Source organism: Nocardioidaceae bacterium SCSIO 66511 (assembly GCA_023100825.1).
In the GTDB taxonomy this organism is placed as follows: domain Bacteria; phylum Actinomycetota; class Actinomycetes; order Propionibacteriales; family Nocardioidaceae; genus Solicola.
In genome coordinates, this window is the sequence record CP095846.1 from 4,435,912 (window position 1) to 4,457,823 (window position 21,912).

Below are 21,912 nucleotides of genomic sequence, written 5' to 3' on the forward strand. Positions count from 1 at the left end.
TGACACGCGTATCAGGCGCTGAGCGAATCAACTACCGAATGTCTCGCCCTTTTCGGCCTTGTCCAGTAGCAACGCGGGCGGCGCGAACCGCTCGCCGTACGCCTTCTCGAACTCACGGGCCCGCTCGACGAACCCGGCGAGTCCGCCTTCGTACCCGTCGATGTACTGCAGCGCGCCACCGTAATTCGGCGGGAACCCGATGCCCATGATCGAGCCGATGTTGGCGTCGGCGACGGTACGAAGGACGCCCTCTTCCAGGCACCGCACCGTCTCGATCGCCATGATGAACGTCATCCGCTCCTGGATGTCGGCCAGCGGCATGTCGACGTCCTCGCGGACGAAGCTGTCCCACAGACCCGGCCAGAGATACTTCTTGCCCTCGGCGGGGTACTCGTAGAAGCCAGCACCGGCCGCCTTGCCCTTACGGTCGAAGTCGCCGACGAGCGTGTCGACGACCTTCATGGCAGGGTGATCGCCGAACGCGAAGCCCTCGGCCTCTGCTGCTGCCTTGGCCTCGGCGTTGATCTTCTGGGTCAGCGTCAGGGCGACCTCATCGATCATCGCGAGCGGCGGTGCGGGGAAGCCCTTGAGCGTCGCTGCACGCTCGATGGTGACCGGGTTGACGCCCTCGCCGAGCATCGCCGCGCCCTCCATCACGAGCGTGCCGAACACCCGCGACGTGAAGAAGCCACGCGAGTCGTTGACCACGATCGGCGTCTTCTTGATCTGCTTGGCGTAGTCGATCGCCCGGGCAATCGCCTCGTCGCCCGTACGCTCGCCCGCGATGATCTCGACGAGTGGCATCTTGTCGACGGGCGAGAAGAAGTGGATTCCGATGAAGTCGTCGGGCCGCTTCACGCCCGTGGCGAGCTCGGTGATCGGCAGGGTCGAGGTGTTGGATCCCAGCAGGGCATCGGGTTTGACGACCGGCTCGAGGTCAGCGAAGACCTGGTGCTTCAGGTCGACGGACTCGAAGACCGCCTCCACGACGAAATCACAGCCTTCGAGGTCTGCGTAGTCGGCGGTCGGCGTGATGCGCGCGAGGATCTCGTCGCGCTTCTCCGCGGTCATGCGACCCTTCTCGACCTGCTTGTCGAGCAGCTTCGTCGAGTACCCCTTGCCCTTCTCGGCTGCCTCGGCGCTGATGTCCTTGAGTACCACGTCGATGCCGGCCTTCGCCGATACGTACGCGATGCCGGCGCCCATCATCCCGGCGCCGAGGATGGCCAGCTTGGTGGCCTTGCTCTGCTCGATGCCGTCGGGGCGCGAGCCGCCGGCGTTGATGGCCTGCAGGTCGAAGAAGAACGCATGCGTCATGTTCTTGAACGTCTGCTTGGTGATCAGGTCGACGAGGTAACGCGACTCGATCCGGGTTGCCGTATCGAAGTCGACCTGCGCGCCTTCGACCGCGGCGCTCATGATGTTGCGCGGCGCGGTGTACGGCGCACCCTTTGTCTGCTTGCGCAGCGTCGCCGGGAACGCCGGCAGGAACTGTGCGAGCTTCGGCGACGACGGCGTACCGCCGGGCATCTTGTAGCCGTCGCGATCCCACGGCTGGCTCGCGGCATCGGCGTCATCGGCATGTGCCTGGATCCATGCCCGCGCGGCGGGTACGAGAGCCTCCGCGTCATCGACCAGCTCGTCGACGATGCCCGCCTTCAGCGCCCGCTCCGGCTTCATCTGCGGACCCTGCAGCAGCACGTTCATCAGTGCCTCTTGCAGACCGAACATGCGGACCGTACGTGTGACCCCGCCGCCGCCGGGCAGCAGCCCGAGCGTCACCTCGGGCAGGCCGAACAGCGATCTGCCGTCGTTGACAGCGATGCGCCGATGGCAGGCGAGCGCGATCTCGAGGCCGCCGCCGAGCGCGGTGCCGTTGAGTGCCGCGACGACCGGCTTGCCGATGGTCTCGATCGTACGAAGCTGTGCCTTGACGGTCTCGATCTCGTCGAAGACCGCTTGGGCGTTCTCGGGCTGCGCCTGGATCATCGTGTGCAGGTCGCCGCCGGCGAAGAAGGTGCTCTTAGCGCTGGTGATCACAACGCCCTTGATGCGCTCGCGATCGGCGCTCAATTGGTCGACAGCGCGTCCCATCGAGGCGATGTAGGCCGCGTTCATGGTGTTGGCGCGCTGAGCCGGGTCGTCGAGCGTCAACGTGGCGATGCCGTCGGCGTCGAGCTCGTAGCGGACGGCCTCGGCCGTGGTGGTGGTCTCAGTCATATGTGAAGTCCTCTGCTCGTTAGAGACGCTCGATGACGGTTGCGACGCCCATGCCGCCGCCGACGCACAGCGTGGCAAGGCCGTAACGCTGGTCGCGGCGCTCGAGCTCGTCGATCAGGGTGCCGATGATCATCGCGCCGGTCGCACCGAGCGGGTGACCCATCGCGATCGCTCCGCCGTTGACGTTGACGATGTCGTGCGGCACGGAGAGGTCCTGCATGAACCGCATGACCACAGCAGCAAACGCTTCGTTCATCTCGATCAGGTCGAGGTCGCCGACCTCGAGGCCCGCCTTCGCGAGCGCCTTACGGCTCGCGGGAGCCGGGCCGGTCAGCATGATCGTCGGCTCCGAACCGCTCACGGCGGTCGCGAGTACGCGGGCGCGCGGCGCGAGGCCGTTGCGCTTGCCGGCTTCCTCGCTGCCGATCGCCACGACGGCGGCGCCGTCGACGATGCCCGACGAGTTGCCCGCGTGGTGCACGTGGTTGATGCGCTCGACCTCGACGTACTTCTCCAGCGCGACGGCGTCGAAACCGGCGAACTCGCCCATGGCCTCGAACGACGGCTTGAGCCCGGACAGGCTCTCGACGGTCGTGCCGGGGCGTACGAACTCGTCGTGGTCGAGGATGGTCAGGCCGTTGCGGTCCTTGACCGGAATCACCGACTTGGCGAAGTAGCCGTTGGCGATCGCCTTGGCCGCACGCGCCTGTGACTCCGCGGCATAGGCGTCGACGTCAGCGCGCGACCAACCGCCGATCGTGGCGATCAGGTCGGCGCCGATACCTTGCGGCACGAAGTCGGTCTCGAACGCCGTCTCGGGGTCCATCGCCCATGCGCCGCCGTCGGATGCCATCGGCACCCGGCTCATCGATTCGACACCGCCCGCGAGGATGAGGTCCTCCCAGCCGGAACGGATGCGCTGCGAGGCCTGGTTGACGGCCTCGAGACCGGAGGCACAGAACCGATTGAGCTGCACGCCCGCGACGGTGTACGGCAGCCCGGCAGCGAGCGCCGCCGTCTTCGCGATATCGCTGCCCTGGTCGCCGATCGGGGTCACGCAGCCGAGCACCAGGTCTTCGATCTGCTCCGGGTCGAGCCCGGGGTTGCGGGTCTGGATCTCGTGCAGCAAGCCGATCGCCAGGCTGATCGGCTTCACCTCGTGCAACGACCCGGTCTTCTTACCGCGACCGCGTGGCGTGCGGATCGCGTCGTAGATGTAGGCCTCGGTCATGACCAGCCTTCCGTTCGGCGATGTCGTGTCCCTCGAGTGCGGGCAACCTCTAAGTTACTGTCCAGTAGCGCGTCGCGCAAACCGGTGCCCGCCATTGTGACACCAGGACTGTCACGGTGGCCAGAGCGCGGCGTCGGTCTGTGGCCACGATCACGCGAGCGACGGGTCGAGCGGGCTGACACAGGGACGCCGAGCAACCGGATATCGTGCCTTGCATGCCCGATTCCGCGTCGGAGACGCTGAGCGTCGAGGAGCTCGCCGGGCGCGTCGGCATGTCGGTGCGTACGGTCCGCTTCTACGCAGGCCGCGGCCTCATCCCACCTCCGCGCCGCGAAGGTAGAAACGGCTACTACGGTCCGGTGCACATCGCCCGGCTCGAGCTCGTACGCGAGCTCCAGGCGCACGGGTTCACGCTCTCTGCCATCGAGGGCTACCTCGAACGCCTACCCGAAACGGCAACTCCACAAGACATCGCACTTCAGCGCACCCTGCTCGCGCCATGGACTCCCGATCTCCCGGAGACGCTGACCCGCGACGAGCTGGTCACGCGTACCGGGCGCGACCTGTCCGACGAAGACATCGAGGTTCTGGTCGCACTCGGCACGGTCGAGCCAACACCCGAGGAAGACGTGTTCCGGGTGGCGCCCGCGCACCTCGGGCTCGGCGTCCAGATGCTCGACATCGGCATTCCACTGGACGCCGCTGTCGCCGCACAGCGGATCTTCACCGACCACGGGCGGGCGATTGCGGAGGAGCTGACGACGGTGTTCCTCGAGATCGTGTGGCCGCACTACCGCGAAAGCGGTCAGTCGCCCGAGGCGATTCGCGAGCTGATCGAGCACTACAAACCGCTCACCGTGCAGGCACTTGTGATGAGCTATGAGGCCGCTGTGAACGAGACTCAGCGCGAGACGGTACGCCGCCGACGGTGACCTGCGCACGAACGTCACGCTCACGGTGGGGTAGGCGTGGCAACGGAAGCATGGCCGGGCGGGCGAGACCGGCCACCGGCCGCCACCGGCGTACGGCATGGTCGGCGACGAGCAGCAGCGCTCCCGCAACGGCGGCGTCCAGCCAGTAGTGGTTCGCGGTGCCGACGATCACCAGCAGGGTTGCCGCCGGGTGCAGGATCCACAGCCAACGCCGCGGCGAGTCGCTCACCCTGATCACCCCGATCGCGACGACGACCGCCCACCCGAAGTGCAGGCTCGGCATCGCGGCGAACTGGTTCGCGACGCTATCGGCCTGAGGAGCCGCATGGTAAACGGACGGCCCGTACGCCGCCGCGGTGTCGATGAAGCCGAGGTTCGGAAGCATCCGCGGCGGAGCGAGCGGGAACGCCGTGTGGATCGCCAGCGAGGCGCCGGTCATCAGGATCAGCACCGTACGTAGCTGCAGGTAGTGATGCCGAGAGCGCAGGAACAGCCACACCAAGAACAGCCCGGTGAGCGGGAAGTGGACGTACGCGTAGAACACGTTGGCCAGGTGCACCAACAGCTCACTGGACAGCAGTACGTCCTGCACGTGCAGCTCGGTCGGCAGATGCAGGAACGACTCCGCCTTGGCGACGAGGTCGGCGTTGTCGAATGCGACGGAGTCAGGGTGCGCGATCAGCAACCGGGCGTACTTGTAGACCAGGAACAGCCCGACGACGATGATGATCTCGCCGACCACGAACCACTGCGTTGGCATGGTGCGCGTTACGCGCGGCTTCAACATGGGTCCCCCCGGCGGTGGTTCTGCGGTCATCTCACTCTCGCGCGATGAACCCGCCGGCGATATGGGGCTGTCTCCCCTATTGACCCTGGTCTCAACCCCCACTCCTCAGGGGTTGGCGCCCCTGAGGAGTCGGTGGGAGGCGAGTATCAGAGGCCCATCGTGCGACCGATGATCTCCTTCATGATCTCTGTGGTGCCGCCGTAGATCGTCTGAATGCGCGAGTCGGCGTACGCCTTCGAAATCGGGTACTCCGACATGTAGCCATAACCGCCGTGCAGCTGCAGGCACTTCGCCGCGACCTTGTTCTGCAACTCGGTGGTCCACCATTTCGCCATCGCCGCGTCACTGATGGACAGCGCGCCGGCATTCAGCTCGGTGATGCAGCGATCGACGAACACCCGCGCTATCTGCGTCTCGGTGGCGAGCTCGGCGAGTACGAAACGGGAGTTCTGGAACGACCCGACTGCCCGGCCGAAGGCCTTGCGCTCCTTCACGTACGTCAGGGTCATATCGAGCATCGCCTCGCACGCCGCTGCCGCGACGACGGCGATCGACAACCGCTCCTGCGGCAGCTTCTCCATCAGGTAGATGAAGCCTTTGCCCTCGTCGCCGAGGAGGTTCGACTTCGGTACGCGTACGTCTTCGAAGAACAGTTCCGCGGTGTCTTGAGCCTTCATCCCGAGCTTGTCGAGATTGCGACCGCGCTCGAACCCTTCCATGCCGCGCTCGAGCACCAGCAACGAGACGCCCTGCGCGCCAGCATCCACATCGGTCTTGACCGCGACGATGACCAGGTCGGCGTTGATGCCGTTGCTGATGAAGGTCTTCTGCCCGTTCACGACGTAATGGTCGCCGTCGCTGCGAGCTGTGGTCGCAATGCTCTGCAGGTCGGATCCCGTGCCTGGCTCGGTCATCGCAATCGCGGTGATCGTCTCGCCGGAACAGAACTTCGGCAGCCAGCGCGCTTTCTGCTCGTCGTTCGCATAGCTCAACAGGTAGCCGGAGACGAGGTCGGTCTGGAGTACGAAGCCGACCCCGCTGGCGTGCGCGCGGGTGAGCTCCTCGTCGAGTACGGCGTTGAAGCGGAAGTCGTCGACTCCGCCACCGCCGTACTCCTCAGGGACCATGAAGCCGAGAAGCCCCTGCGCACCGGCCTTCGTCCACAGCTCGCGCGGCGTGATGCCGGCCTCCTCCCACGCCGCATGGTGCGGGCTGACCTCCTTCTCGACGAACGCACGTACGGTCTCGCGGAACGCGTCGTGGTCGGGCTCGAACAGGTCTCGCTGCATGGAGGGCTCCTAGTGCGTTCGTGACTACTCAGCTGCTTGTACGGCGATCCCGCGGTCGATCAGATCGTCGACGCCGTTGATTCCCCATGCCTGTAGGGCTTCTCGGGTATTCGTACCGACGGCGGCGGGTGGGGTCGACAGCTCGGCGGGCGTACGCGAGAAGCGGGGAGCCGGTGCCGGCTGAACGACGCCGTGGTGCTCCACGTACGTACCCCGTGCGGCGATGTGCGGATGGTCCGGCGCCTCGCTCAGAGGTACGACAGGCGCCACACATGCGTCGCTGTCGGCGAACAACTCGACCCACTCCGCCTGGGTACGCGAGGCGAAGGTGTCTCCCAGCACCTTGCGAAGTACCGGCCACTGCGAGGGGTCGTTGCGGTCGGGCGCATCGACGAGGCCGAGGCGCTCGACGAGCTCGGCGTAGAACTGCGGTTCGAGTGCTCCGACCGCGAGGTGCTCACCGTCAGAGGTCTCGTACACGTCATAGAACGGCGCTCCGGAGTCGAGCAGGTTGGTGCCGCGCTCGTCGCGCCACGCACCCGCACCCGACAGACCGACCAGCATGCTCATCAAGTGCGCCGTGCCGTCGACGATCGCGGCGTCGACGACCTGCCCCTCGCCGGAAACACGAGCTTCGAGCAGTGCCGCGAGCACGCCGACGACGAGGTACATGCCGCCCCCGCCGAAGTCGCCGAGCAGATTGGCCGGCACCTGCGGCGGGCCGCCGGTCCGACCGATCCCGTGCAGTGCGCCGGCTACCGCGATGTAGTCGATGTCGTGCCCGGACTGCTTCGACAGCGGGCCGTCCTGACCCCAGCCGGTCATCCGCCCGTACACGAGTGCGCGGTTGCGAGCGAGACACTCGTCGGGGCCGAACCCGAGTCGCTCCGCGACCCCAGGCCGGAATCCTTCGATCAGGACATCGGCTCGCTCGACGAGGTCGAGCACGGTTGCGACGCCGTCGGGCTGTTTCAGGTCGAGAGCAACGGACGGTCGGCCACGGGTGAGGAGGTCGTACTGCGGCGGGGTGAACGCGGTGCCGCCGCCGGGCCGGTCGACCCGGATCACATCGGCACCGAGATCGGCGAGCGTCATCGCCGCGAACGGGCCCGGCCCGAGACCGGCGAACTCTACGACTCGGACACCGTGCAGAGGACCCCGTTGCTCAGGCATGCGGTAATTGTGACAGTTCTGCTGTCATCGTCAAGCAACAGTACGCGACGAGATGGTGCCCAGATCGATGTAACAGTGTTAGTGTCACGTAGCCGAAGAGTTGGAGGGCACCATGGTCGACCTGGATATCGCGATGAGCCGTACCGGTGAGGGCGAGCCCGTCGTACTACTGCATGGCATCGGCCATCGCCGGCAGGCGTGGGACCCGGTCGTCGACGCGCTCGCCGCCGACTACGAGGTGATCACGTTCGACCTGCCCGGGTTCGGCGAGTCACCAGGGCTGCCGCCCGAGTTGACGTACGACATGGCGACCACCATCGAGAACTTCGCGAACATCTTCGCCCAGCATGGCCTCGACCGTCCGCATATCGTCGGCAACTCGCTCGGCGGGGCGATCGCGATCGAGTTGGGCGCGGCCGGTCTCGTCCGCTCGGTGACGGGACTCGCGCCCGGCGGGTTCTGGTCCGCGTACGACCGGCGCAAGGCGCTGCTGCTACTCGGGTCGCTGCGCGCGTCGGCGATGGTTCCGGAGGCGGTCCTGCAGCGCATCTCCCGCAGTCCACGACTTCGCGCACAGGCGATGCGACCGATATTCGCGCATCCCGAGCGGCTGACCGCCGAGGAGTTCTTGGGCGACGCGCTGGCGATGGCGAAAGCCCCCGGCTACAAACCCACCGCGAAGGCAGCGGCCAAGTACCAGTGCTTGGCGGTACCGACCGTGCCGACCACGATCGCCTGGGGTACCCGCGACCGCGTACTACCTCCGCGCCAGGCGGAGATCGCCCGGCGGCGGCTGCCCAACGCGCGGCATGTGTCGCTGCCAGGCTGCGGACACGTACCGATGATCGACGACCCCGAGCTCGTGGCCCAAGTGATGCGCCTCGGGATCACCCAGGAGCGGGCGGCCGCCTGATCCCCGACCCTCAAACACGGTCGCGCAGCACCTCGGCGAGTACGACCGCGCCGCTGTGCTCGACGTCCTTGGTTGCGGTGATCAGGGTGAGGGTTTCGCCCTTGATCTCCCCGAGCATCCCGTCGATCGCAGCAGTCCGCCCGTTGAGCTCGGCCCGGTAGCGGTCTGCGAACTCGTCGAACCGCGCCGGATCGTGGCCGTACCACATGCGCAGCTCCGGAGACGGGGCCACATCCTGGTGCCAGGCGTCGAGGCCGGCCTTCTCCTTGCTCACCCCGCGCGGCCACAACCGATCGACGAGGATGCGGGCGCCGTCGGAGTCGGCCGCCTCCTCGTACACGCGCTTGACCTGGATGCTCGCTACGCCTGCCATCTCTCGACCGTACGCCCACCGTCGCCCGCTCGCCCCATGAATCGGGTCTGCACACATGGGTGCGTATGGCGCGCCTCACCGTGCACGACGGACGATTGCACGGTCGGCCGACGTTCGAACCAATATGGGGACTACGCGTACGACCGAGGTGGTGGTGATCGGTGCCGGCCAGGCGGGCCTGTCTGCCGCTTACCATCTCCAGCGACGCGGTCTCGAGCCCTACGACGGCTTCGTCGTACTGGACGCGAACGCCGAACCCGGTGGCGCGTGGCAGCACCGTTGGCCGTCGTTGACGATGCGAGACGTCCACGGCATCGCGGCGCTGCCCGGCGCTGAAGCGCCGCAACCACCTGACGACGATCGGGCGAACCAGGCGGTACCCGCGTACTTCTCCGCGTACGAGCGCGATCTCGGCCTTCCGATCCTTCGCCCCTTACGCGTACGCACTGTGCGCAGTGGCCCCGACGACCTGCTCACGGTGCACACCGACCGCGGCGACTGGACGACCCGAGCGATCGTCAACGCCACCGGTACCTGGAACCAGCCGTTCGTACCGCATTATCCCGGCGTCGACGACTTCACGGGACGCCAGCTCCACACGGCCGAGTACGAAGGGCCCGAAGAGTTCGCCGGCAAGCGCGTACTCATGGTCGGCGGCGGCGCATCGGCCGTGCAGCTTCTCGCCGAGCTCGCTGCGTATGCCGAAACCGTCTGGGTCACCCGGCGTGAGCCGGTGTGGCGCAACGGCCCATTCGGCCCGGAGCAGGGCCGCGCGGCCGTCGCACTGGTCGAGGAACGCGTGCGGCAAGGGCTGCCGCCGCAGAGCGTGGTGAGCGTGACCGGCCTGATGCTCCGCGAGCAGGAGATGGCCGCGGCCGAGGCAGGCGTGTACGAGCGGCGGCCGATGTTCGAGCGGCTGACCCGCGACGGCGCGGTCTGGGCGAACGGTCACGCGGAGTCGTTCGACGCCGTGCTGTGGGCGACCGGATTCCGCCCCGATATCGCGCATCTGGCCCCGCTCCGCCTGCGGGAAGCAACGGGCGGTATCGCCCTGGACGGCACGCAGGCCGTACGCGATCCGCGGGTGCAGCTCGTCGGCTACGGCCCGTCGGCGAGCACGATCGGCGCCAACCGGGCGGGCCGCGTCGCCGTCCGCAACGTAGTACGACTGCTCGAACCTGCCGCCGCCTGACCACTCGCGGTTGGTCACAACCCGCAGCCTCTTGTCAACGGACTGTACAAACGCTAGATTTTTGTAAACTCAGTGGCAGGAGCGCAGATGCAGTCCGACGACACCGGCACCATTCCTGCGGGCTCCACGCAGCGGTGGCACGACAAGAAGCGCTACCTGTGGCTGATCGGCCTCGTCGTACCGTCGCTGGCGTTCATCGCGCTCGGCATGTACTCGCTGACCGGTTGGGGCGTGTGGTTCTGGATCGGCCCGATCGTGATCCTCGTGATCGTTCCGGCGATCGACCTGTTGACCGGCCTCGATCGCTCCAACCCACCCGATGACGTGATCGAGGCCTTGGAGCAGGACCGGTACTACCGGTGGATCACGTACCTCTTCCTGCCCGTGCAGTACGCGGGGTTCGTCGCGGCTTGCTGGCTGATCGCGCGCGGAGACCTCGCGACCGTCGACAAGGTCGGCCTCGCCATCTCAATCGGCTGCATCGGCGGCATCGGAATCAACACAGCGCACGAGCTCGGCCACAAGAAGGAGAGCCACGAACGCTGGTTGTCCAAGATCGCGCTGGCGCAGAGCTTCTACGGCCACTTCTACATCGAACACAACCGCGGCCATCACGTACGAGTAGCGACGCCGGAAGACCCGGCCAGCGCGCGGATCGGCGAGAACTTCTACCAGTTCTGGCCGCGTACGGTCATCGGTTCGTTACGGAGCGCGTGGCGGCTGGAGAAGCGGCGGTACGCCCGGCGCAACAAACACCCCTTCCGCATCGGCAACGACGTGCTCAACGCCTGGCTCATGTCGGCGGCGCTGTGGGCGGTGATGCTGGTCTGGCTCGGCGTCGGGTTGCTCCCGTACCTGGTGATCCAGGCGGTCGTCGGGTTCACGCTGCTCGAGCTGGTCAACTACATGGAGCACTACGGGATGCTCCGCCAGAAGGTCGGCGACGGCAAACACCGCCGATACGAACGCGTCGACCCGTCGCACAGCTGGAACTCCAACAACATCGCGACGAACGTGCTGCTCTACCACCTGCAGCGCCACAGCGACCACCACGCCAACCCGACCCGCCGATACCAGGCCCTGCGCGACTACCAGGAGTCGCCGGTGTTGCCGACCGGATACGCCGGGATGATCGTGCTCGCGATCGTGCCGCCGGTGTGGCGCCGCGTGATGGATCCGCGCGTCATGCGCCACTTCGACGGCGATCTGAGCCTCGCCAACATCAGCCCACGCAAACGAGACGCCGTGCTCGCCACGCATCCGTCGGCCTGGCACGACACGTCAGGCGCCGCACCGGCACCGGCCGACGCAGAGAGCTCGATGGCGCCGGACCAGATCATCGGCGGCCGCTGCCCGGGATGCGAGTTCGTGTACGACGTGCGGATCGGCGTACCGCGGGAGGGGTTCCCCGCCGGCACCCCGTGGGCGGAGGTCCCGGATGCCTGGACGTGCCCCGACTGCGGCGTCCGCGAGAAGGTCGACTTCGTACCGCTCGGTCGAGCGGACACGCAGTGACGAACACGGTGAACGGAGCGGTTCGGTGAGGGGTCACTGGCGTCGCCCGTAGGCTCGACGCCATGACGACATCGCGGCAGGCCGCGACGACCCACCGCGACCGGATCATCGCGGCGGCCGCTCGTACCACGAGTGAGGCCGGTTGGTCGGCGGTCACCATGGCGCGGCTGGCCAGCGAGGCGGGAGTCAGCCGGCAGACCGTCTACAACGAGATCGGCGGCAAGGACGCCCTTGCCGAAGCAATGATCCTCGCCGAGCTGCAGCGATTTCTCGGCGTCGTGGAGCAGGCGTTCGATGACCATCCCGACGACCTCGTCGCCGGGATCGCCTCTGCCACGTACGCGGTCCTCGAACTCGCCCGAGAGAACACCCTCGTACGCGAGATTGCGTCGGCCACCCACGGCGCGAGTACCGAGCTGCTCCCGTTGCTGACCACCCATTCCGAGTCGCTGCTTGCGACAGCGAAGGCCACCGTCGCGCAGCGGTTCGGTGCGTACGACCTGGCGATCGCACCCGATCGTGCCGACGCGCTCGTCGACCTCGTCGTACGCACTGTGTTGAGCCACGTCATGCAACCGACCTCGACATCACGCCGGACAGCAGACGGACTCGCCTGGCTGGCCGGCCGGGTGATCGGCGCACGCTGACCCGAAGACGCGGAAGAGGCGTGGCTTGACGGAGCCAGATAATCAACCTATCGTTTGATCAATGGATTTGTTGATTACGAGGTTTGATCATGACGGATGACGACGAGCACCTGGACCGGGCGTTCATGGCCCTGGCCGACCCCGTACGCCGGGCGCTCATCGCGCGGCTGTCTCGCGGACCGGCAACGGTCAACGAGTTGGCCGAACCGTTCGAGATCACCAAACAAGCGATCTCGCGACACATCTCGGTGCTGGAGGGCGCGGGCCTGATCACGCGTACGCGGGACGGTCAGCGTCGCCCATGCCACCTCGACCCGGCCGCGCTCGAAGCGCTGACGGGCTGGATCGACGAGTACCGACTGATCGCCGAACGACAGTTCCGTCGTCTCGACGAGCTACTCACCACCATGAAAGAGGAAGAGAAATGACGAACCCCACCACCATCACCACCGAGCCCGGCACGCCCTTCATCGACATCGAGCGGGTAGTCGACGCGAGCCCGGCCACAGTGTTCCGCGCCTACACCGAGGCCGATCTGATCCAGCAGTGGCTCGGTCCACGCGTCCTGTCGATGAAGGTCGAGGAGTTCGATGCCCGACAGGGTGGCAGCTATCGATACGTCAACGCCGACGACGCGGGCAACACGTACGGGTTCCGCGGTGTCTTCCACACCGTCGAACGCAACGAGCAGATCATCCAGACCTTCGAGTTCGACGGCGCACCGGGCCTGGTCGCAATCGAGACCGCGACGTTCGAGGACCTCGGCGACGGGCGTACGCGCATTCGCAACCACTCGGTCTTCCCCTCGGTCGAGGCCCGCGACGCCATGGCCGAATCCGATATGGAGATGGGCATCAACGACGGGTTCGAGCGCCTCGACGAGCTGACGGCCAAGCTCGAAGCGTGACGATGTCGACCCACTTGCCTCGTGAGCCGGACGTACGAGCGTCGACACGCCGGCGTGTCGCGCGCAAACGTCCGGCCCAGCGGGCGGGTGGGCGGTCCGGCGCGGCGCCAGAAGTCAGGTGGCGAGGAAGCGGCGCAGGAACGATGCCGTACGCGCGCTGGTCGGCGACTCGAAGACCTGCTCCGGCGGCCCCTGTTCCTCAACCAGCCCACCATCGAGGAACACCACCCGGTCTGCAACGTCGCGAGCGAACGCCATCTCATGCGTCGCCATCATGATGGTCATGCCCTGCGCCGCTAGGTCACGGATGATCTCCAGCACCTCGCCGACCAGCTCTGGGTCGAGCGCCGAGGTGATCTCATCGAGCAGGAGCACGCGCGGATCCATCGCGAGCGAGCGTACGACCGCTACCCGCTGCTGCTGACCGCCAGAGAGGCGATCGGGGTACGCATCGGCCTTGTCCTCCAGGCCGAACCGTCGGAGCAGCTCATGTGCTCGGGCCTCGGCATCGCGGCGCTTCGTACCCGCGACGAAGCGCGGCGCGGCGGTCACGTTGTCGAGCACGTTCAGATGCGGGAACAGGTTGTACGACTGGAACACCATGCCGAGGTCGCGGCGTACCTCATCGGCGTCGACTCGAGGGTCGGTGATCTCCCGGTCGTCGAGCCAGATTGCGCCGTCGTCGATGACTTCTAGCAGGTTGATGCAGCGCAGCAGCGTCGACTTGCCGGAGCCGGACGATCCGATGACACAGACCACCTGGTGTGCATCGACGCTCAGGTCGATGCCGCGCAGCACATCGGCGTCGCCGTACCGCTTGCGTAATCCTTCGACCCGAATGAGCGGAGTGGCCATCAGGCACCGGCCCCTTCACGTCGACTCGCTCGAAGCGAAAGCCAGTCGGTCAACCGGGCGAGCGGGATCGTCGCCACGATGAAGAATGCCGCCGCGACAACCATCGGAGTGAAGATGAAGTCGCGACTCGAGTACTCCTGTGCCCGGCGCAGTGCCTCGACCAGACCGACCACGGAGACGAGCGCGGTGTCTTTCTGCAGCGAGACGAAGTCGTTCAGCAGCGGCGGCGCGACCCGGCGCAACGCCTGCGGAAGGATCACCCGGCGAAGGGTCGTGAGGTACGACATGCCGAGCGATCGCGCGCTCGACCACTGGCTCGGATGCACCGAGAGGATGCCCGCCCGGATCACCTCGGAGACGTACGCCCCGTAGCTCAAGGTCAGTGCAATAACAGCGAGCCAGAACAGGCTGGACGGTGTGCCCTGTAGGCCGAGCGCAGGCATCCCGAAGCACACGAGGAGTACGACCAGCAGGGTCGGCGTACCGCGGAACACGTCGGCGTAGATCACCGCGATCAGCTTGATCGGCGCGAGGGCGGGTGACGGAAGGACGCGGACGACCGCGATGGCCAACGCCAGCAGCAGGACTGCGACCTCGGTGACGAGGAACAGCTTGATGTTGAGTACGAACGCCTCGGCGATGTCGGGGAACGTACGTTTCACGTCACCCCAGTTGAAGTACACCTCGTGCACGCGATCCCAGCCCGGCGCGCTGACGACCGCGAAGCCGATCAGGCCGAGGACGACAACGGTCGAGACGGCGGCGACGGCCGCGCGGTTCAACGTACGCCGACGCCGGTAGCGCATGCGCTCGAGTTGGCGCTCGCTCACCACCCAGGGCTCGGCGCCGGGTGCCTCATCGGTCACAGCGCTGGCTTGTTCACTCGAGTGCTCACTCGTTCCTCGCTCCGCTCCCTCGCTCACGAAAGCTCAGGGACCTTGGCGGTCTCCGACAGCCACTTCTTCTCGATATCGGCGAGCGTGCCGTCGGACTTCAGGTCGTCGATCGCGGCGTTCACGCAGGACACCAGCGGGTTGCCCTTCTCGAACAGCAGGCCGAACTCCTCGGTCTCACCGGTCTCCGGCTGGAACTGCCCGACCAGCTTGCTTCCGTCGAGGACGGCGGCGGTGATGTAGAAGCCGGACGGCAGGTCTGCGATCAGCGCATCGATCTGCCCGGCCTCGAGCGCCTTGGTCGCCTGGTTGGTGTCGTCGTAGATCGCCGGCTCCTGCTCGGGATCGATCTGGTCGATCGCCTCCAGCGAGGTGGTGCCGACCTGGGCACCGATCTTCGCGTCCTTGAGCTCGTCGAGGCTGGTGATGCCGGCGTACTCCGAGTCGTTCATGGTGATGACGGCCTGCGCGGCCGCGTAGTAGGGCTCGGAGAAGGTCACCGCCTTAGCGCGCTGCTCGGTGATCGAGATCTGGTTGATGTCGAAGTCGAACTTCTTCTCACCCGGCTGGTAGCTGGAGTTGAACGGCACCGACGCCCAGGTGACGTCGGACTTGTCGAACCCGAGTCGGTCGGCGATCGCGTACGTGACCGCGCTCTCGAAACCCTTGCCGTTGCTCGGATCGTCGTTCCTGAACCACGGTTCGTACGCCGGTGTGTCGGTGGCGACGGTCAGCGTGCCCGTCTCGTAGAGGTCGAGGCGATCGGGCTTGCACTCGCTGAGCTTCGTCGGCTCGCTGCTCTGGCTGTCGTCGCTGCTGTCGTCCTCGGGGGCGCAGGCGACGGCGGCGCCGGCGAGTAGCAATGCGGCGACGGCGCTAGCGGTACGTACGGGCAGGCTCATGAACGAAATCGTATTCTGCCGCGTTCGGCGGCGTGGCGGTACGTCCGTACTGGTCGAATCGGGCTGCCGTCGTTTTGTATCTATCACGCATAGCTCCAATAGGTTCGTACCTGTGCGTGATAGATACAAAAACGGCGCGCGACCCGATCGGATGTCGGTACGCGCGGCGACAATGGTGCGATGAGACTCGCTGACGTGGTCGAGGTGTCGCGCGCTGTCACGGCGACCCGCTCCCGGCTGGCCAAGCGGGAGGCCATAGCGGAGCTGCTTCGTACCACCTCCACCACCGACGTTGAGCTCGTCGTCGCGTACTTGGCGGGTGCGCTCCCGCAGCGCCGTACCGGCCTGGGGTGGCGCAGCCTCGGCGAGCTACCCGCCCCGGCCTCCACGCCGAGCCTGGAGATCGCGGCCGTCGACGCCGAGCTCGACCGGATTTCCCAGCTTTCCGGGTCCGGTTCGGCGGGCGCGCGGGCCGAAGCGGCGAATGCATTGTTCGCCGCTGCCACCGTGGAGGAGCAGACGTTCCTGCGCTCGCTGATCATCGGCGAGCTCCGCCAGGGCGCGCTCGACGCCGTAATGCTCGATGCAGTGGCCGATGCGAGTGACGTACCCGCACCGGCCGTACGCCGGGCCGCCATGCTTGCCGGCGCGACCGGCCCGGTCGCCGTTGCCGCGCTGACCGAGGGCCGCCACGGCGTCGAGGCCTTCACCCTCACCGTCGGCACACCGGTCCGCCCGATGCTCGCGTCGTCGGCGCCCGACGTCGCGGCCGCGTTCGACAAGATCGGCGCGCGCGCAGCGGTCGACGTCAAGCTCGACGGCATCCGCATCCAGGCGCATAAGCACGGCGGTGAGGTGACGCTCTACACCCGCAGTCTCGACGACATCACCGACCGGCTCGACGGCGTTGCCGAGACCGTCTCCCGCCTTCCGTACGACGAGCTGATCCTCGACGGCGAGGTCATCGCGCTCGACGACGAGGGCCGACCGCGGCCGTTCCAAGACACCGCCGCACGCGCCGCGACGCACCGCGAGGCCGAAGTCACCCTCACGCCGTTCTTCTTCGACTGCTTGTATCTCGGCGAAGACCTGATCGACCGGCCGCTGAGTGAGCGGGTCGACCTCCTCACCGACGCGCTTCCGTCAGAGCTACTGGTTCCGCGCCTGGTGACCGACGACGCCGACGCAGCGCAGCAGTTCTTCGATGACGCCGTCGCACGCGGCCAAGAGGGTGTCGTCGTGAAGACACTCGACGCCGCGTACGAGGCAGGCCGACGAGGTGCCGGTTGGGTGAAGGTCAAACCCCGGCACACCCTCGATCTCGTCGTACTCGCGGTCGAATGGGGCAGCGGCCGCCGCCAGGGCTGGCTGTCGAATATCCACCTCGGCGCCCGCGATCCTGACGGTGGGTTCGTGATGCTCGGTAAGACCTTCAAGGGCATGACCGACGAGATGCTGGCCTGGCAGACCGAACGCTTCCTCGAGCTGGAGGAGTCGCGCGAGCGGCACGTCGTGCACGTACGCCCGGAACAGGTCGTCGAGATCGCGTTCGACGGACTGCAGCGGTCGACCCGCTACCCAGGAGGAGTCGCCCTACGGTTCGCGCGGGTGCTGCGCTACCGCGACGACAAGTCCGCCGACGAAGCCGACACGATCGACCGCGTACGCGAGCTGGCGTAGGCGGAGCAGAGTTCGCGGACTTTTCGGTGCTGCCGCCGGGCGTACGCACCTAAAAGTCCGCGAACTTCAACGATGGTCAGTCGGCCGCTGCTCCAACAGACCGTGATCTGTCGCCATCTTGGACATCTCATCTAGGTCGAGGGTCCACTTGGCCTCGGCTTGTTCGTACGTCGAGGCACGCACGACATCCTCCACGCGAACGAGGTACTGGCCGCCAGACCGCACCTCGACCTGGCGTTCGAAGCGACGCCCATCGCCGTTGCCGTACCGACGATCGCTCTCCAGCACCTCCGAGCCATCGGAACGCACTGAGAAATCACAGTGCAGGCTGTCACTCGTGCGCGCGTCCTCGCGACACCGCTGCGCCGACGAGGCGGCCGATTCGGAACGGAGCACGCTGATCTCGACTCGCTCGCCCTTCGGGAGCGAGAAGGTGGCGTCCCAGTTCACCGCCCGCGCCCACTCCGGCTCCGGCACTGGATCGAGGTTCTGGTCGTACGCACGCCCGACACTCCTCGGCACATCGACACGGCCCGGGAGCTCCGCATAGAACGCGTCGTTGATCTCGCCTACCATCTCGTCACCCGGTACGGCCAAGGTCGAGCCGCCAGCGACCGGCGCCTGTCCATCGCCGTGGTCGAACGGACCCAGCCCGGACATAGCGGCCCCGGCGATCACACCGACTGCGCAAACCGATGCAACTCCCGAACCGACCCGCGCTACGGCCCGCCGGCGACGGCGCGTACGCCCCTGCTGGATCGCACGCTGCAGACTCGGCCCTCCCTGCACGTCCGCTGACATCTGCGTGATCCGTTCCTTCAAGGTGTCTTCGATGCTCATCGTGTCCCCCATACCGGGTCGTTCGAATCGACGGTCAGCTGGTCGCGCAACCGGTCGAGTGCTCGTTTGCTCTGGCTCTTGACGGTGCCTTCGGCGATGTCGCGGATCTCTGCCACCTGCTTGACCGACAGATCCTCCAAGTAGCGCAACGTGACAATCGCCCTGGCGCGCGGCGCGAGCAGCTGCAGCGAACGCCGCAGGTCGATCCCGTCATCGCGTTCATCGCTGTACGACCGCTCGGGTACCTACTCGGCAACGGTCTCCCGCTTGCGCTTACGCAGTAGCGAGAAGCAACTGTTGACCAAGGTCCGTCGCGCGTACGCGTCGAGCGTCTCGGGTTTGATCCGCGGCCAGTACACGTACAAGGCGCTGAATGCCTGCTGCGTCGCGTCCTCGGCCGACGGCCAGTCGCCCATGATCGAGTACGCGATCCGCATGAAGTCGCGTTGTCGACCGTCGAAGAAGGCGACGTAGTCGCCCTCCCAAGCCGGGGTTCTGCCCCACATCCGATCCCCTCTCGTCACCGAACATCTCACGAACAAGAGTCGGCAGCCACGGGATCGGTTCCGTAGAGTTCGCGGACTTTTCGGTGCTGCAGGCGGGCGTACGCACCTGAAAGTCCGCGAACTCTGCCAAGACGGTCACAGCAGGTACTGGAAGACCGGATCCTCCGGCGACAGCTTCTTCGCATGCACCGGCGACGCGTCGAAGCGTTTCAGCAAACCCGGCAGATCGGTGGCATCGCCGAGCTCGACACCGACCAACGCGGGACCGGTCTCGCGGTTGTGCCGCTTGACGTACTCGAACAACGTGATGTCGTCGTCGGGTCCGAGTACGTCGTCGAGGAACCCACGCAGCGCACCGGGCTCCTGCGGGAAGTCGACGAGCCAGTAGTGCTTGACGCCTTGCGACACCAACGCCCGCTCGATCACCTCGGCGTAGCGGCTCACGTCGTGGTTGCCGCCGGAGACGATGCTGACGACGCTCCCCTCGATCGGGCCGCCCCACGTACGCATGGCAGCCGAGGCGAGGGCTCCCGCCGGCTCCGCGATGATGCCGTCGGTCTGGAACATGTCGAGCATCTCCTCGCACACCAGACCCGAATCGACATCGACCAGGTCGATGCTGTGCGCGCGTACGATCTCCGCGGTCACATCTCCGGCCCGGCGGACCGCGGCCCCGTCGACGAACCCGTCGATCTCGTCCAAGGTCACCGGCTCGCCCGCCTCGACCGCGGCCGCCATGCTCGCGGCACCGCTCGGCTCGACCCCGATGATCCGAGTCGACGGATGGTGCTCGGCCAACCAGGTCACACAGCCGGCGATCAGCCCGCCGCCGCCGACCGGCACCAGAAGTACGTCGGGCGCACCGCCGAGCTGCTCGACGATCTCGCGTGCCACAGTGCCCTGCCCGGCGACCACATCCGGCGCGTCGAAGGCGGGGATGAGTGCGGCCCCGCTGTCGGCGGCGTCCTGCCGGGCGAGCGCCGACGCTGCGTCGTACGTGTCACCGGTGACGATCAACTCGACCTGGCGGCCGCCGAGCGCGGTGATCCGGCTGCGCTTCTGCCGCGGGGTCGTACGCGGAACATAGATGCGCGCATCGAGCCGCAACTGCTGGCAGGCGTACGCCACCCCCTGCGCATGGTTGCCGGCGCTCGCGCAGACGACACCCTTGGCCCGCGCCTCGGCACCCAGCTGGGCAAGGAGGTTGTACGCGCCTCTCAGTTTGTACGAGCGGACGACCTGCAGGTCCTCACGCTTCAGCCACACCTCGGAGCCGAGCCGTTGCGCGTGCCGCGAGCTGTACTGCAGCGGAGTGCGTACGACAACCGGCTCGATCCGGTCGTACGCGGCGTCGACATCGAGCGCGGTCACGGTCATGGGTGGCTTCCTGCTCCGAGAGAAATTGGCTCACTCAGCGTATTCCTCTCGTCTCGGCAGGCAACTCCGGTCCAGTAAACCTTGGTTGCACCAGTTGTGACGCGGTATCCCGCCGGGTTAGGTTCCGCCTGTGGCCGGACGGCCCGGCCGATGGGAGACACCATGCCCCACAACCGCACCGCGGCCGCGTGCACGATCCTGGCCCTGACCGCCTCCGGGCTCCTCGTCGCCACGCCGACGAACGCACACGTCGCCGACATGGCAAAGACCACGAAGTCATTCAAGTACAAATGCAAGGTCAAGGCCGGCGGCATGGTGATCAATCCTGCGGCCGTCAAGATGACAGTGAGCGCCAAGCTGCCGAGCTCGATCGAGGCCGGCTCGACACTGCGCAGGCGAGCGGTCACCGTCAAGGTGGCCATGCCCGACGTGATCCGCGACAACGCAGTGAGTGTTCTGCGGGCGAAGAAGGCAAGCGGCTCCGCCCCGAAGGCCCACCTCGGCGTCAAGATCAACAAGTCGACGTCGAAGGTCGCGGTGAAGAACCTGACGGCGCCGAAGCGCAAGATCCCGCGCAAGGGGACTTGGACGATCACGGCCAAGGGCAAGGTCGGCAAGGTACGAATTCCGGCAAAGGCATCCGGCTCGGCGAAGATCTCGGTGCCCAAGCGACTTCGGATCAAGGCGAAGCTGTTCCGCCGCAACGGGTCGAAGCTCAAGGCGGGCCTGACGTGCAAGGCCCCGAAGAAGCGAGTCTTCGGCACCGTCTCGATCAGCGGATAGCGCGCTGCACAACAGCTGATATTCGGTTACTCTGAGTGACGACAGTCGTCGTCTCCTCGGAGGTCGCCGGGTATGTCCACACGTTTCGCGGCGCAGCCGCACGAACCGACCGCTCGGCTCCTCGAACGCGCAGCGCGCGCCACTCCCGCCGCTGTCGACGTGTCATCGCACGGCTGGTGGCTACGCCATTCGGAGACGCGTCAGGGCGCCGATGCCGTGATCGCACACAGTGGCGACGGCTGGCTCGAGGACTCCGTCGATGCGGCAGAACGCTTCTACCGTGCGTACGAGTCGCCCGCACGATTCGAGGTCTGCGCGGGGTGCGTACCCGGACTCGACGTGCTGCTCGAACGACGGGCGTACTCGCCGACGGCGCCGGTGTCGCTGGAAACGTGCGCCGCCGATTCAGTCGCAACCCCGCGACCGCGTCGACACCTTCGCACCAGGCTGGCGCCGGCACCGACGCACGACTGGCTCCTTGTCGCGACAGACGATTCGGCGCCTGCCGAAGCCGACCAACTCAAGCAGTTGCTGCGCCGGGTACGCGGATCGTCGACGTACGTGACGGTCTACGAGCGCGATGTACCCGTCGCGATCGGTCGCTCGGTCACCGAGCGCGGCTGGGCGGGGATCTTCGATATGGCGACACTCCCCCTTGCGCGTGGCCGAGGTGCCGGCCGGTTGGTGCTGTCGACGCTCGCGTACGCGGCGATCGACCGCGGCGCGCAGTGGCTGTACCTGCAGGTGCAGCGGGGCAACGACCGGGCCCGGCGCCTCTATCGCAAGGCGGGCTTTCGCGAGACGGATACGTACCACTATTGGGTGCACCCGATGAGCTGACGCACGACGGCAACTGTCCGCCGCGATCACCACCTGCACGCAACGTGACCTCTAGAT

General features: G+C 66.8%; 23 protein-coding genes and 1 pseudogene. 11 read left to right on the forward strand and 13 right to left on the reverse strand.

Annotation, left to right across the window (positions count from 1 at the left end):
• Positions 1-27: 27 nt before the first annotated feature.
• Together MU582_21035 and MU582_21040 are read right to left on the reverse strand one after the other, a co-directional pair.
• The gene (locus MU582_21035; protein ID UPK74889.1) at positions 28-2,220 is read right to left on the reverse strand and encodes a 3-hydroxyacyl-CoA dehydrogenase NAD-binding domain-containing protein; all 2,193 of its coding nucleotides are present in this window, start codon (positions 2,218-2,220) and stop codon (positions 28-30) included.
• 19 nt (positions 2,221-2,239) lie between these two features.
• Positions 2,240-3,451, reverse strand: coding sequence for an acetyl-CoA C-acetyltransferase (locus MU582_21040; protein ID UPK74890.1), 1,212 nt, complete (start codon positions 3,449-3,451; stop codon positions 2,240-2,242).
• Positions 3,452-3,666: 215 nt separating this feature from the next.
• Here MU582_21040 and MU582_21045 point away from each other — a divergent pair, with 215 nt between their 5' ends.
• Positions 3,667-4,383 carry a MerR family transcriptional regulator gene (locus MU582_21045; protein UPK74891.1) on the forward strand — a complete coding sequence of 239 codons (717 nt, stop codon included), beginning with the start codon at positions 3,667-3,669 and terminating at the stop codon, positions 4,381-4,383.
• Here MU582_21045 and MU582_21050 read toward each other — a convergent pair.
• The 3 genes from MU582_21050 to MU582_21060 form a co-directional block, all read right to left on the reverse strand.
• Positions 4,304-5,143 carry a phosphatase PAP2 family protein gene (locus MU582_21050; GenBank protein ID UPK74892.1) on the reverse strand — a complete coding sequence of 280 codons (840 nt, stop codon included), beginning with the start codon at positions 5,141-5,143 and terminating at the stop codon, positions 4,304-4,306. The genes MU582_21045 and MU582_21050 overlap by 80 nt on opposite strands.
• 173 nt (positions 5,144-5,316) lie before the next feature.
• Complete coding sequence (locus MU582_21055; GenBank protein UPK74893.1) at positions 5,317-6,459, reverse strand: acyl-CoA dehydrogenase family protein; 1,143 nt, start codon at positions 6,457-6,459, stop codon at positions 5,317-5,319.
• A gap of 24 nt (positions 6,460-6,483) precedes the next feature.
• Positions 6,484-7,632, reverse strand: coding sequence for a CoA transferase (locus tag MU582_21060; protein ID UPK74894.1), 1,149 nt, complete (start codon positions 7,630-7,632; stop codon positions 6,484-6,486).
• Positions 7,633-7,744: 112 nt separating this feature from the next.
• Between MU582_21060 and MU582_21065 the strand changes: the two genes are divergently transcribed.
• On the forward strand, positions 7,745-8,545 hold the full coding sequence (locus MU582_21065; GenBank protein ID UPK74895.1) for an alpha/beta hydrolase: 801 nt from the start codon (positions 7,745-7,747) through the stop codon (positions 8,543-8,545).
• Between the two features lie 10 nt (positions 8,546-8,555).
• Here the strand turns inward: MU582_21065 and MU582_21070 are convergent, their stop codons facing one another.
• A complete protein-coding gene (locus tag MU582_21070; GenBank protein UPK74896.1) occupies positions 8,556-8,918 on the reverse strand; it encodes a DUF488 family protein in 363 nt (120 codons plus the stop codon).
• Between the two features lie 124 nt (positions 8,919-9,042).
• On the opposite strand from MU582_21070, the gene MU582_21075 reads away from it, so the two are divergent.
• The 6 genes and pseudogenes from MU582_21075 to MU582_21100 all read left to right on the forward strand — a co-directional run bounded on the left by MU582_21075 (position 9,043) and on the right by MU582_21100 (position 13,179).
• On the forward strand, positions 9,043-10,110 hold the full coding sequence (locus tag MU582_21075) for an NAD(P)/FAD-dependent oxidoreductase (protein ID UPK74897.1): 1,068 nt from the start codon (positions 9,043-9,045) through the stop codon (positions 10,108-10,110).
• Positions 10,111-10,317: 207 nt separating this feature from the next.
• Positions 10,318-11,166, forward strand: a pseudogene (locus MU582_21080) (alkane 1-monooxygenase).
• 264 nt (positions 11,167-11,430) lie between these two features.
• Positions 11,431-11,625, forward strand: a complete 195-nt coding sequence (locus MU582_21085; GenBank protein ID UPK77215.1) for a rubredoxin — start codon at positions 11,431-11,433, stop codon at positions 11,623-11,625.
• Positions 11,626-11,687: 62 nt separating this feature from the next.
• Positions 11,688-12,272 carry a TetR family transcriptional regulator gene (locus tag MU582_21090; protein UPK74898.1) on the forward strand — a complete coding sequence of 195 codons (585 nt, stop codon included), beginning with the start codon at positions 11,688-11,690 and terminating at the stop codon, positions 12,270-12,272.
• Between the two features lie 89 nt (positions 12,273-12,361).
• On the forward strand, positions 12,362-12,700 hold the full coding sequence (locus tag MU582_21095) for a metalloregulator ArsR/SmtB family transcription factor (protein ID UPK74899.1): 339 nt from the start codon (positions 12,362-12,364) through the stop codon (positions 12,698-12,700).
• Positions 12,697-13,179: an SRPBCC family protein gene (locus tag MU582_21100; GenBank protein ID UPK74900.1), complete on the forward strand. Its 483-nt coding sequence runs from the start codon at positions 12,697-12,699 to the stop codon at positions 13,177-13,179. Before MU582_21095 ends, MU582_21100 begins: the two co-directional genes overlap by 4 nt.
• Before the next feature lie 114 nt (positions 13,180-13,293).
• On the opposite strand, the gene MU582_21105 is transcribed toward MU582_21100, so the two are convergent.
• Genes MU582_21105 through MU582_21115 form a run of 3 tightly spaced genes read right to left on the reverse strand, consistent with a single transcriptional unit; the run spans position 13,294 to position 15,829 of the window.
• Positions 13,294-14,034, reverse strand: a complete 741-nt coding sequence (locus tag MU582_21105) for an amino acid ABC transporter ATP-binding protein (GenBank protein UPK74901.1) — start codon at positions 14,032-14,034, stop codon at positions 13,294-13,296.
• Positions 14,034-14,957 (reverse strand): amino acid ABC transporter permease, encoded by a 924-nt coding sequence (locus MU582_21110; protein UPK74902.1) that lies wholly within the window; start codon positions 14,955-14,957, stop codon positions 14,034-14,036. Before MU582_21110 ends, MU582_21105 begins: the two co-directional genes overlap by 1 nt.
• Positions 14,954-15,829, reverse strand: a complete 876-nt coding sequence (locus MU582_21115; protein UPK74903.1) for an ABC transporter substrate-binding protein — start codon at positions 15,827-15,829, stop codon at positions 14,954-14,956. The genes MU582_21110 and MU582_21115 overlap by 4 nt, the downstream gene beginning before the upstream one ends.
• A gap of 180 nt (positions 15,830-16,009) precedes the next feature.
• On the opposite strand from MU582_21115, the gene MU582_21120 reads away from it, so the two are divergent.
• Complete coding sequence (locus MU582_21120) at positions 16,010-17,509, forward strand: ATP-dependent DNA ligase (protein UPK74904.1); 1,500 nt, start codon at positions 16,010-16,012, stop codon at positions 17,507-17,509.
• Between the two features lie 66 nt (positions 17,510-17,575).
• On the opposite strand, the gene MU582_21125 is transcribed toward MU582_21120, so the two are convergent.
• The 4 genes from MU582_21125 to ilvA all read right to left on the reverse strand — a co-directional run bounded on the left by MU582_21125 (position 17,576) and on the right by ilvA (position 20,232).
• On the reverse strand, positions 17,576-18,349 hold the full coding sequence (locus MU582_21125; protein ID UPK74905.1) for a hypothetical protein: 774 nt from the start codon (positions 18,347-18,349) through the stop codon (positions 17,576-17,578).
• Positions 18,346-18,507 carry a hypothetical protein gene (locus MU582_21130; GenBank protein ID UPK77216.1) on the reverse strand — a complete coding sequence of 54 codons (162 nt, stop codon included), beginning with the start codon at positions 18,505-18,507 and terminating at the stop codon, positions 18,346-18,348. Before MU582_21130 ends, MU582_21125 begins: the two co-directional genes overlap by 4 nt.
• Positions 18,508-18,594: 87 nt before the next feature.
• A complete protein-coding gene (locus tag MU582_21135) occupies positions 18,595-18,855 on the reverse strand; it encodes a hypothetical protein (protein ID UPK74906.1) in 261 nt (86 codons plus the stop codon).
• A 135-nt stretch (positions 18,856-18,990) separates the two neighbouring features.
• Positions 18,991-20,232, reverse strand: coding sequence for a threonine ammonia-lyase IlvA (gene ilvA, locus MU582_21140; protein ID UPK74907.1), 1,242 nt, complete (start codon positions 20,230-20,232; stop codon positions 18,991-18,993).
• 162 nt (positions 20,233-20,394) lie between these two features.
• Between ilvA and MU582_21145 the strand changes: the two genes are divergently transcribed.
• Entirely contained in the window at positions 20,395-21,015 is a 621-nt protein-coding gene (locus tag MU582_21145; protein UPK74908.1) for a hypothetical protein, read from the forward strand.
• A 72-nt stretch (positions 21,016-21,087) separates the two neighbouring features.
• Positions 21,088-21,855, forward strand: a complete 768-nt coding sequence (locus MU582_21150) for a GNAT family N-acetyltransferase (protein UPK74909.1) — start codon at positions 21,088-21,090, stop codon at positions 21,853-21,855.
• Positions 21,856-21,912 lie beyond the last annotated feature (57 nt).

What these genes read in the sequence shown, in the direction of transcription:
- MU582_21150 (UPK74909.1), top strand. Translation starts at nt 21,088, where the DNA reads ATGTCCACACGTTTCGCGGCGCAGCCGCACGAACCGACCGCTCGGCTC.
- MU582_21035 (UPK74889.1), bottom strand. Translation starts at nt 2,220, where the DNA reads ATGACTGAGACCACCACCACGGCCGAGGCCGTCCGCTACGAGCTCGAC.
- MU582_21115 (UPK74903.1), bottom strand. Translation starts at nt 15,829, where the DNA reads ATGAGCCTGCCCGTACGTACCGCTAGCGCCGTCGCCGCATTGCTACTC.
- MU582_21100 (UPK74900.1), top strand. Translation starts at nt 12,697, where the DNA reads ATGACGAACCCCACCACCATCACCACCGAGCCCGGCACGCCCTTCATC.
- MU582_21095 (UPK74899.1), top strand. Translation starts at nt 12,362, where the DNA reads ATGACGGATGACGACGAGCACCTGGACCGGGCGTTCATGGCCCTGGCC.
- MU582_21145 (UPK74908.1), top strand. Translation starts at nt 20,395, where the DNA reads ATGCCCCACAACCGCACCGCGGCCGCGTGCACGATCCTGGCCCTGACC.
- MU582_21125 (UPK74905.1), bottom strand. Translation starts at nt 18,349, where the DNA reads ATGAGCATCGAAGACACCTTGAAGGAACGGATCACGCAGATGTCAGCG.
- MU582_21045 (UPK74891.1), top strand. Translation starts at nt 3,667, where the DNA reads ATGCCCGATTCCGCGTCGGAGACGCTGAGCGTCGAGGAGCTCGCCGGG.
- MU582_21105 (UPK74901.1), bottom strand. Translation starts at nt 14,034, where the DNA reads ATGGCCACTCCGCTCATTCGGGTCGAAGGATTACGCAAGCGGTACGGC.
- MU582_21135 (UPK74906.1), bottom strand. Translation starts at nt 18,855, where the DNA reads ATGTGGGGCAGAACCCCGGCTTGGGAGGGCGACTACGTCGCCTTCTTC.
- MU582_21120 (UPK74904.1), top strand. Translation starts at nt 16,010, where the DNA reads ATGAGACTCGCTGACGTGGTCGAGGTGTCGCGCGCTGTCACGGCGACC.
- MU582_21065 (UPK74895.1), top strand. Translation starts at nt 7,745, where the DNA reads ATGGTCGACCTGGATATCGCGATGAGCCGTACCGGTGAGGGCGAGCCC.
- MU582_21075 (UPK74897.1), top strand. Translation starts at nt 9,043, where the DNA reads ATGGGGACTACGCGTACGACCGAGGTGGTGGTGATCGGTGCCGGCCAG.
- MU582_21060 (UPK74894.1), bottom strand. Translation starts at nt 7,632, where the DNA reads ATGCCTGAGCAACGGGGTCCTCTGCACGGTGTCCGAGTCGTAGAGTTC.
- MU582_21050 (UPK74892.1), bottom strand. Translation starts at nt 5,143, where the DNA reads ATGCCAACGCAGTGGTTCGTGGTCGGCGAGATCATCATCGTCGTCGGG.
- MU582_21085 (UPK77215.1), top strand. Translation starts at nt 11,431, where the DNA reads ATGGCGCCGGACCAGATCATCGGCGGCCGCTGCCCGGGATGCGAGTTC.
- MU582_21055 (UPK74893.1), bottom strand. Translation starts at nt 6,459, where the DNA reads ATGCAGCGAGACCTGTTCGAGCCCGACCACGACGCGTTCCGCGAGACC.
- MU582_21090 (UPK74898.1), top strand. Translation starts at nt 11,688, where the DNA reads ATGACGACATCGCGGCAGGCCGCGACGACCCACCGCGACCGGATCATC.
- MU582_21040 (UPK74890.1), bottom strand. Translation starts at nt 3,451, where the DNA reads ATGACCGAGGCCTACATCTACGACGCGATCCGCACGCCACGCGGTCGC.
- MU582_21070 (UPK74896.1), bottom strand. Translation starts at nt 8,918, where the DNA reads ATGGCAGGCGTAGCGAGCATCCAGGTCAAGCGCGTGTACGAGGAGGCG.
- ilvA (UPK74907.1), bottom strand. Translation starts at nt 20,232, where the DNA reads ATGACCGTGACCGCGCTCGATGTCGACGCCGCGTACGACCGGATCGAG.